A 9,289-nucleotide genomic window follows, 5' to 3' on the forward strand; every position below is an offset into this window, starting at 1 on the left:
TCAAAATTAGCTTCACTATTTAATTGTAAAATAACGATATTTTTATGAGATACATCTATCCGAATATATGAAGTACTAACATTAAAAAAAGTATATTCATTAAGAAACTCTCCATTTTTTGCTTCATCTATTAGATTTATTATTTTATTTAATTCATAAGTTACAGGAATAGCTTCACCCGGTAATAAAATATCAAATTTGGCTTCTTCAGCTACCAAAGGTAACACGTTATCTTCGTCAAAGATTGAATATCCCATATACGCAATCTCTATGTTATTTTCATCACAATATGATCTTATATTTTCTATTTCACTTTGAAGATTCTCAGTTTCAAAATCCATATTTTTCTCTCCTAAGGTTTAATAAAATTATCATTATTTGAAAAATTCCTCAAAAAAATTGATTAGTTGTTTAGTATGATTAGCTATTAAAGGAAGTGCTTCTACAATTTTAGGATAACTAGCAACAGCATTATACAATCTTAATCCATAACCAAAGACAGTCAATGCTAATCTAATATCAATCCCTTTTTTTTGTGCTTGTTCTTTATTATTGGCTTTTTCCAATTGCTTAAGTCACCCTGAATGGTAGGGACTACCCCAAACATTTTACGGTCTTTGTCAATTATCATAAAGCATTAGAAATTTTGTTTTGCATCTTCATCATCCTTAATAGTATTTGTGAAACTAGAGGTTTCCCTACCTAATATAAGTATTTATTCGCTATTCTTAACATCAATTGGCTTCTCTGCATTAATATTAAAGGATGGTTATTTGGTTTCGAATTATACATGATCGTTGTATTTGCGTGTTCGTGTATTTTGTCTAAATCCCCTTACCATATTGAATTTCTATTTTGCCAATTCAAAATATTTAACATATGTGCTGCAATAGTTATTCGCATTTTTCATTAATTCTTTATTATTAATTACTCTACATATTATACTATAATTAGAAATTTATTCATTGATTAAGAGGAGAATATAAGATGGCAAATCATGATTTTAATAGCCCCTGTTGTTGTAACGAGTGCTGTACTATTGATTATGAAGTACATTGCCCAAATTGTTCTCTACTTCATGTATTTGATGTAGTTAGGTCTCATAAAGATGGTAGCGAAAAAGGGATATTTTATTATGAATTTTTCACACCAGATGAAGCTGGTGAAGATTTTAAGTGTAGTTGTGGTCATACAATGACTGATCTTAATTATTATACAAATTATAATATGAAGTTAACAAAACTTCGTCGCGATTACTTAGATCAAAAAGCAAAAGCTAGAAAGTGTACAACATGTAATAAAATTGAAGTTTTTGATCATTTGCCCTATCCCTGGACAACTGTAAAGCTTAAAGAAGTCGATCAGAGCCTCTTATGTCAAGAATGCTATTCAGAGTATCATCTGACAACGCTAACCGATCCTACAACCGATACAGAGCGCTATATATACAATCCTCAAAAACTCCAGTACGAATTGAGCAAAATAAAAATCATCTGTAATACTTGTCATAAACCGCGTTGGCTTAATCCAGAAAACCATTGGAAAAAGCAATGTGGTAATTGTTATAAAAAGCAACCAGTCAAGAAAAAAATCACGATACGCCCTATTTAACTTCATATAGAAATTAAAAAGGAAGTAGCTCTGTAATCAGAGCTACTTCCTTTTTAAAATATTACAATAATTATGGTTTTTACGATTTCATAGTTCTTAATTTTTAATATCGTCAGTCTTCTTCTGTTTTAAGTTAATCATCCATAAAAAATTTAGAGATACAATAATGATCGAAATAGTCTCAATAGTCAAACAACAGAATTCTAAAATTGAAATTAATTCATCATCTAAATTAAAAATCGTATGAACACTTATATGGATGAAACCAACAACTAATAAAAAAGCTGAAAATTTGAAAATGTTACGTTTTGCCTCACTTAATTTTCTTTGTAAAGTTATATCATGCATCAGTGAATTTCCCTCTCTTTGTTTCTAGAAGTTTTAATGATCCATTTCATCATTTTTCTATAACTTCTTCAGCATATCAGTCGCGTTTGATAGATTCTAGGATGGATTCAAACTTATCTATTGCCAACTCGCTTAGGGCAGATAAGAGACTACCCATTAGTGCCGGAAAACCCGCTACTACAGTGATTGTTAAAGAAAAAATAATAACAATCGACTGTAAAAGAAAAATAGGATCATTTATAAGAAACCTCAAAGCATTGCCAATAAAAACAGGAAATAGCGAAATAATAATCACCATTACAGCAAAGATACCCACTAGGATCTGTCCGGAATACATTGCTACAGCTAGTATCGCCATTATGCCAAACCATCTGAAAAATAAAGCATCTTTACTTAACACTTTCACACCTCAATTTTAATTGATATAAGCTACTTCTATTCTTCTACCTTAGCTAAGTAAAACTCTAAAACTTCACGTATGTTCATTATTCTAGAGGTTCTATATCGGTATCACCACTAAGATATTTTAGTAAATCTAGTCTGCCACCGTATTGTACTTGGATATACTCTAATTTTAAAAGTATCGCTGCAATTAACCGATGCCAGCCATCAATCACAACTACTTTAGGACTTATATACATCCCGTAACACTGATTATCTAATTCAATATTTTTAATAAACTCAGGATATTTTATAAAATAAAGAATTCTTCTAATGTGCCAATCGTTGGATCTCTCTTTAATATCATCATTATGGTGCATATGACCAAAAGGAGTAGGCTCTGGTTCTGCTCCGTCTTTTTGAGCTAAGTAAATAGATTCTTTTTTTATGGGATCTCCGTTGTTCCATTGCATAATAAGATCCAAATTAATATCTAGATTCGAGACCAATCTATCTAAAAGTATTATGTTATTATCCAAAGTATACCTCCACATGCATAAGCTTTGTTTTGAATACTTTTTAAAGTGAATTTTAGTGATCTTCAAACTGTGAAATAAGTATACATTCTAAACTCCGACTATTTTTCTTTATAAGATAAGCACCGTTTATATAATCCCGCTTTTTTTAACGCATTACTCCATGAGCCAAAATGATTTCTTATAGTTGTTGTACATGGGTGAAGTTTTAATTCTTCGTATGCCGGTATAGTTATGGAACCTTCGATAAGAGATGCTGCCTCATGCAAAACACTTATAATTTCTTCTTCTGTATATTTTTTACTGGCACGTCTACTCCCTTTAGAGAACTTAGGATCGTTCACACAATCTATACAATAATTCTGATCATTTTGTGGATCAAACCTTTTTCCGCAACGTCCACATCGAATTTGCCGCATCTCTTGTTGACTTAACCCAGCTAGTTCAAGAGCATCTTTCCATTTACCTAAATTATTATATATAGACATTAAAGTTGGAGCATCAGTCGCATAATTACTTTGATAGCGTAGATACTGTGATCTGGTTAATGTATTCGATTTAAAATGATTAGCTGCTTGTTGTAAATTCTTAATCAATTGTTGTTTTTTTTCATCCATAACTTCAGTTCCTATACTCATAAATTGGATTGCGCATATTTAAATATAATAAATCGTTCAGCATTTTTAACATAGAATACCATATTACCTAAATAGGTATTTTTAGCATTAATTGATCTTTTTACAACATTTGAATCTTTAAATATATAGTCTTTTAAGATACTAGGTAAGTAAAAAGAAAATGCTATTTTTTCATACTCCTCTATCCTTACTTGCCATAAGTCTTTTTTCTCTTGATCTCATTTTATTTTTACGGAAAACGTTGATTTAGGATGATCCATTAAAAAATGTTTAAAATGTTCTGGATTTGTTGGTTTCAACAAAATAGAGAACGGCGAATCCACAGCTGCTAGATAGAGATCTCCATAACCTTCAATAAAGCTAATAAATGATTCAACAAATTCTGATTCTATTAATGAATTAGATTCAGTTTCCATATCTTTGGAAGTTGCACTGAATAGTTTCTCCTGTAATCTGCTTCTGATTTTAGACCATGTTACTGATGGTGTATTTTTTAGATTTTTTTCTATAGCAACTGATATATTGTCTATTGCTTGTATTAAAGTAGAAAACTCTGATCCACTTAAATCAATCATTGTAATTTGGTTAGCAACAGCTAACCGGATAGCATCTAAAGAAAATCCGCTAACCGAGAAAATCGCAAACTTATAGGTATAGCGTTGAACAAGTAAATCTTCACCTTCGAGTTGCACCGTTTGATAACTAGTATTTAAGTCAGCCAATATACCTACAGCTGATCGTACTACATCAATTCCAACTTTTTTTGATTTTTTGAAATACTTTGCTTCCAAAAAAAGTCTTACCGGATAATTAAACGGAATAGTAATAGGAAACTGTCCTAATGCATCTGCCTGATGGATTCCACCTCGTCCTAATATGTTTAATCCATTGCCTCGTGTACAAAATTCAGGATATAATTGTTTATTTTCTATAGTAGCTTTAGTGATTAGTGTATACCCAGAGTTTTCTAATAACTTAGCTAACACATCTTCTAGTATACTGGCTTTAATATTGCTAAGTGTTACTATTACTATCACTCCTAAATTAGTTGTATAGTCTTTAATACCTATTATACTATGATTTTAGAGGAAACTACTGCATATTTTGAATATAAATAGCACAACCCAATTCGTTAATAATAACAAATTAGATTGTGCTATTTATACTCATAAGCTATGACCTCATTTTATTATCGAGGTTGTATATTTCGATCTTCATGTATATATAACGACCCTTCCCAATAATACTCACACCGATTGCATTCTCTACATACGTACCAGCAACCTAAATCCTCATCATAGATCCAATCTTCTTCTTTATCTTTACAAAAACAATCAGTCTGTGGCAGTTTCCAGCGCTGACTAGTACTAGGTATATCGATCTTCGGGTGATTTTGTGAAGGCATAATATTTTTAGATCTAGAAAATATACTTTTTAAATTGTTATTTTTTAGTTTGGTGAATATAACACTTAACAAAATAGCTATACCTAGAGCACAGTAGATATAAATCATCAGAAGCTCTCCTTTTTAGAGGGATTCGCCTTTATTCATTACGATTAGATATTTGGTGATTCATCTTTTGGAATGAGTACTATAGAATTCTTGCGTATAAGATCTTGTCGATCTACAAAATTCAGATTCTTTTGATGTAAGAAATCTTGCATTTGATTTCTTTTGGTTTGGACAACAACGATTATCTGATTTTTCTGACCTTGTGTAATATCTAATTTATATTTATACCAAGCATCTTCTTCAAGAAAAAGCAATTCATTATACGTAATAAACCTAGGTTGAAATAGACTTAAATCATCAGAGAATCTACTTTGTGCTTCTTGTATAGTTTGCTCCCATTGATTTGGAAAATTATTGGTTAGAATAATCAAGCATATTCCCATCCTTTTGGTTATAGTTTCAATAATATACCTTTAGAAAATAACCGATCAATAATGTTAGCACTCTCTATGCGACTTAATATCTGATTGGGCCGAAATGAAGAATCACTATACCCGTCTAAAATTCCAAGTGCACAGAGAGTATATACTTCTTGATTGAATGAAATATGATTAGAATCAGTAAAGTTCTTCTCTGCTGCATAATTATACTGTTCTAATCCAAGCATATCATAAATCATTTTCGCAGCTTGCTCACGCGTTAAAGAGTCATTTAAACGATCATGCTCTTTAGCTGTACCTTTAATTTTATTTTGGAAAATAATTATCTGAGAAAAGTTGGTATCAGTAACATCCAAACTGTTTTCCGTAACGCTAGAACTATACTTTTCTAATGATGATAAAATAGTTGCAAACTCACTTTTAGTCATAGGTTGAGTCACAACTACCAGGTCAGATGTATACCGATTGTTTGGCTTGTTAAAAGTTTCATTTGGAGTAGGAAGAGCTGCTGAAGCTGTATATCCCCCAAGCATAAGAGAGATCAACATAGTTAATGTTACCAGCTTATACTTGGTCATACCTTTGCTCGACCTGAAGCTTGCTTCACTTCTACCTTCATTGCATATTTTATAATTGAGCTTCTATGTTGTTCTTTAATTTGGCTGAATTTCAAAGCAACTTTGTATTGGTTTAATTCCAGCTCTTCGCAGTAAACCACTTCGGCTTGAAAAGGAATGGATACTTGGTCATTACCTTTAAATAAATAGATCACACCAGACCATTCTTTTTCTTCTAAGTCTAATGGAACTTTAGAAATATATGAAAGTCCTCCACCACTAATATCTTTTGTCAAAATAATTTTCGCATCACTTGGTTCAATAAGAGAAAATAGATGGCATTCAAGTTCAGTATTAACTCGGACGTATTCCCGATTTTGCACTTTCATGATTGCAGATTCTTCCGGAATGGATAATCTGTACATCGAACTTTCTTCTATAAAATCAATAACGTTTGTAGTAAATTGGTATTTGGTTTGATCCGATCCGGTATAATAAACAAAAATAAGTTTATCTAAAAAATGAGATAATGGTACCGCTTTTTTTTGCAATTTCGACTCAAATAAAAACGTGTTAGTGCGAGATTCTAATGCATGGATTCGTCCTAGAATCATCTTTCCTTCTTCATCTTGAATTTCAAGATATTGATCTTTAAATAAATCTGTTTTTCTCATTGTAAATTCCTCCAAATTAATATCAAATTGAAACAAAAAAAGCACGCGCTACCCTGTTAAGGATTGCGCGTGCTTCGCGTTGTATATTGAATTACCATAATACTATCACAATTCTGAGCATGGGTGAAGTAATGTTTTCTTAAAACTAATTCGGTATACTATAGAAAACACGACACTGGAGGTATTATGAATAGACTAACAATAAAAAAAGCAGTAATTGATAATCAAGAATTAATTGCTATCAAACGTTATTTCACTAACCTTTCTTCAGAAGCGAACATGCACTTTCAAAGTGTATTTATCGATTTTGAAGGGTATGATGATGTGCTAGAACAAGTTTATGAGGTGAAAGAGATACGTACATGGGTGTCTTCCCTGTTTGATGCTTTTCCATATCTCTTATATTTTATCACGCCTTTATACAATAATGATTTGTTACTTATTGCATGTTTATGTGACACAGAAACTTTTATCGATGCAGAACATTTAAAAACCAATCAAGAATATGATCAACAACATATAGATATATTCTTAACTGCTCCTCATATGGCGTTAGATTTAAAAATGAAAAGATCCAACTATGAACATATAAATATGGCTCTGCAACGATTCCAGTATTTATCTAAAGATCGACATGCTACTCCAATCATCATGAACAGATTAGAAAGTAATATCAGTATTATCTAGGATCATTGGGCCCTATCACATAAACCACTACATTTTCTTTCTTCCCAAAAGATCTGGCGACATTAAGATCTTCAACATAGACATCAATTTTATTACCTTTGATAGCACTACCGGTATCTTCTGCTTTTCGATAGCCAATACCTTTAATGTATACCCACCATCCCATAGGGATAATGGTAGGGTCTACTGCAATAGTTTGACCTTCTTTTACGATAGCACCACTCGCAGTAACTCCGTAACCTTCATCACCTAGTGACTTGCCTGTACTTTCAACTCCTGCTGTATAGGCAGTTAAAGTCGTTGAATCTATTTCATATTGGAACGTGTGATTAAAATCAGCTACCTTTTTTACTGCTAATTGAGGTTTTTCTGCTGCAACAGGTTCAATACTTTGTTGAGGTTGATACACTAAATACTTTCTTTCTTGAACTTTTGGCTTACTACCGATCGCAATCACTTTGGTTCGGTAATTACTTACGATTTGTTTAGAAAGCATTTTTTCTTGAACATTCGTTCCATTTTCTACGCTTACCGATTTAACAATTTTTATTTGCCCGGGCATCCCCTCTTGTACAGTTGACTGTTTACCTATCTCGATATTCGGATCGTTGTAATAAACTGTTTTAAACGGAATGCGTTGATATTCTTCAGTGGTTTTTGCAAAGTAGCGAATAATTTTAATTTTCATTTGATCCTCAATCACATTACCTGTACCAGGAACTACGCGATCGGCAGACGACAATCCAATATGATGTTCATCTAAAACTTCTTTTACAGTGTGTGCGTCAGTGGTAACCGTATAATTATGATTATCAACTATAATCACTACATTTTTACTTAAGCGAACAACAGGCTCTGGTGTTGTATTAGATGTAATCAATACCATTAGCACTAATATACTAATACACACAAATAACAGTCCAAAGGTAAGCCACATCCATTTGGGTAAAAATACTCTATTCATTATTGCACCTCTCTGATTATATGCACGCCAAAAAGCACCAGACCCCTAGTAGGAGATCTGGTGCTTCCAGAGCAAACATATTTGATTTGTACACTTAGTATAAATTAAAATAGAATAAGCTTCAATAAACATTTATTTATGTTAGACTATCAATAATATAATAATTAACGTGGAAGTACCACATGCCTCTTATTTAGAGATATGTGGTACTTTTTTATGGGGAGGATTTATGGAGTTTGGAATTTTACTAATATGTATTGCACTACTCAACTGTATCACTATCTATTTTCTGAAAAATACAGATAATACAGATCATATAAGAGATGCTGTAGTATATACCGTTTGTATTTTGCTAATAGCTATAGGGTTAATGACGGGCATATGGACATTTTACTTAGGATCTTTTTTGTATTTGGGCCAATCGGCAAAGTCTAATAATATGCTAAAAGTCATTATACTATTTTCAGGATTTCCTATTAGTTACTTTATGAATAATTCTTTCTATGCTGCATTGGGTATATCGCTTATATTTTGTTATAGCATGACTCGTTTAAGTGAAAGTTTTATAGAACTGATCTATTTCGATCCCAAACCTACAACAGAATTAAAAAAAGAGGATACGCCAGTTATAAATGATCCCAGCGACAAAGAATTAGCTTGATGCCTTATGTATACTCCTTTATAATATAGATAAATGCATACGAATTGGGAAGCACCCAGAAACCATTACGGTATCTGGGTGCTTTTTTTGCAGAAAAGGCATTTAGATACTCTTATAAAATTTAAAAGAGTTTGAGCTTTAAAAACGCATCACTTAGTTTCTTTGCATGCTATTCTCTATTTATAGATACGTTTAATGGTATTCATAATTATATTATTTGCACTACAATTCATATTATTCATCAAAAAATTCCTGAGATTCATAAAATTAATTTTTATATTATAAGTATAATACAGGAATATTTTCCTTAATTACTTTAAGAGAGTTTATAGCGTACAT

The 9,289-nt window shown here is 31.8% G+C and carries 13 protein-coding genes; 3 read left to right on the plus strand and 10 right to left on the minus strand.

All coding sequences use genetic code 11. The features are described from left to right. Together PTI45_RS18890 and PTI45_RS18895 are read right to left on the minus strand one after the other, a co-directional pair. Positions 1 to 341 (minus strand): hypothetical protein (locus tag PTI45_RS18890; protein WP_139129284.1); only part of this gene is annotated, 341 nt, incomplete at its 3' end. Positions 342 to 374: 33 nt separating this feature from the next. Next, the gene (locus PTI45_RS18895; protein ID WP_069329143.1) at positions 375 to 566 is read right to left on the minus strand and encodes a hypothetical protein; all 192 of its coding nucleotides are present in this window, start codon (positions 564 to 566) and stop codon (positions 375 to 377) included. Positions 567 to 987: 421 nt separating this feature from the next. Between PTI45_RS18895 and PTI45_RS18900 the strand changes: the two genes are divergently transcribed. Then, positions 988 to 1,611 (plus strand): hypothetical protein, encoded by a 624-nt coding sequence (locus PTI45_RS18900; protein ID WP_069329144.1) that lies wholly within the window; start codon positions 988 to 990, stop codon positions 1,609 to 1,611. A 424-nt stretch (positions 1,612 to 2,035) separates the two neighbouring features. Here PTI45_RS18900 and PTI45_RS18910 read toward each other — a convergent pair whose 3' ends face one another. The 7 genes from PTI45_RS18910 to PTI45_RS18945 form a co-directional block, all read right to left on the minus strand. Continuing rightward, positions 2,036 to 2,359 carry a hypothetical protein gene (locus PTI45_RS18910; protein WP_069329146.1) on the minus strand — a complete coding sequence of 108 codons (324 nt, stop codon included), beginning with the start codon at positions 2,357 to 2,359 and terminating at the stop codon, positions 2,036 to 2,038. 85 nt (positions 2,360 to 2,444) lie between these two features. Then, the gene (locus PTI45_RS18915; protein WP_069329147.1) at positions 2,445 to 2,879 is read right to left on the minus strand and encodes a hypothetical protein; all 435 of its coding nucleotides are present in this window, start codon (positions 2,877 to 2,879) and stop codon (positions 2,445 to 2,447) included. 98 nt (positions 2,880 to 2,977) lie between these two features. Then, positions 2,978 to 3,514, minus strand: a complete 537-nt coding sequence (locus PTI45_RS18920; RefSeq protein WP_175425224.1) for a homing endonuclease associated repeat-containing protein — start codon at positions 3,512 to 3,514, stop codon at positions 2,978 to 2,980. Between the two features lie 218 nt (positions 3,515 to 3,732). After that, entirely contained in the window at positions 3,733 to 4,551 is an 819-nt protein-coding gene (locus tag PTI45_RS18925) for a hypothetical protein (RefSeq protein WP_245703513.1), read from the minus strand. A gap of 520 nt (positions 4,552 to 5,071) precedes the next feature. Then, positions 5,072 to 5,398, minus strand: coding sequence for a hypothetical protein (locus PTI45_RS18935; protein WP_069329150.1), 327 nt, complete (start codon positions 5,396 to 5,398; stop codon positions 5,072 to 5,074). A 20-nt stretch (positions 5,399 to 5,418) separates the two neighbouring features. Further along, complete coding sequence (locus PTI45_RS18940) at positions 5,419 to 5,985, minus strand: S-layer homology domain-containing protein (RefSeq protein WP_069329151.1); 567 nt, start codon at positions 5,983 to 5,985, stop codon at positions 5,419 to 5,421. Beyond that, entirely contained in the window at positions 5,982 to 6,638 is a 657-nt protein-coding gene (locus PTI45_RS18945) for a flagellar brake protein (protein ID WP_069329152.1), read from the minus strand. The genes PTI45_RS18940 and PTI45_RS18945 overlap by 4 nt, the downstream gene beginning before the upstream one ends. A gap of 186 nt (positions 6,639 to 6,824) precedes the next feature. Here PTI45_RS18945 and PTI45_RS18950 point away from each other — a divergent pair, with 186 nt between their 5' ends. Continuing rightward, positions 6,825 to 7,325 (plus strand): hypothetical protein, encoded by a 501-nt coding sequence (locus tag PTI45_RS18950; RefSeq protein ID WP_069329153.1) that lies wholly within the window; start codon positions 6,825 to 6,827, stop codon positions 7,323 to 7,325. On the opposite strand, the gene PTI45_RS18955 is transcribed toward PTI45_RS18950, so the two are convergent. Then, positions 7,318 to 8,289, minus strand: coding sequence for a G5 domain-containing protein (locus PTI45_RS18955; protein ID WP_069329154.1), 972 nt, complete (start codon positions 8,287 to 8,289; stop codon positions 7,318 to 7,320). The genes PTI45_RS18950 and PTI45_RS18955 overlap by 8 nt on opposite strands. Positions 8,290 to 8,458: 169 nt before the next feature. On the opposite strand from PTI45_RS18955, the gene PTI45_RS18960 reads away from it, so the two are divergent. Continuing rightward, a complete protein-coding gene (locus PTI45_RS18960; protein WP_139129286.1) occupies positions 8,459 to 8,950 on the plus strand; it encodes a hypothetical protein in 492 nt (163 codons plus the stop codon). Positions 8,951 to 9,289: the final 339 nt, after the last annotated feature.

Origin of the sequence: Paenibacillus nuruki, assembly GCF_001721045.1 — a bacterium.
Lineage (GTDB): Bacteria > Bacillota > Bacilli > Paenibacillales > Paenibacillaceae > Saccharibacillus > Saccharibacillus nuruki.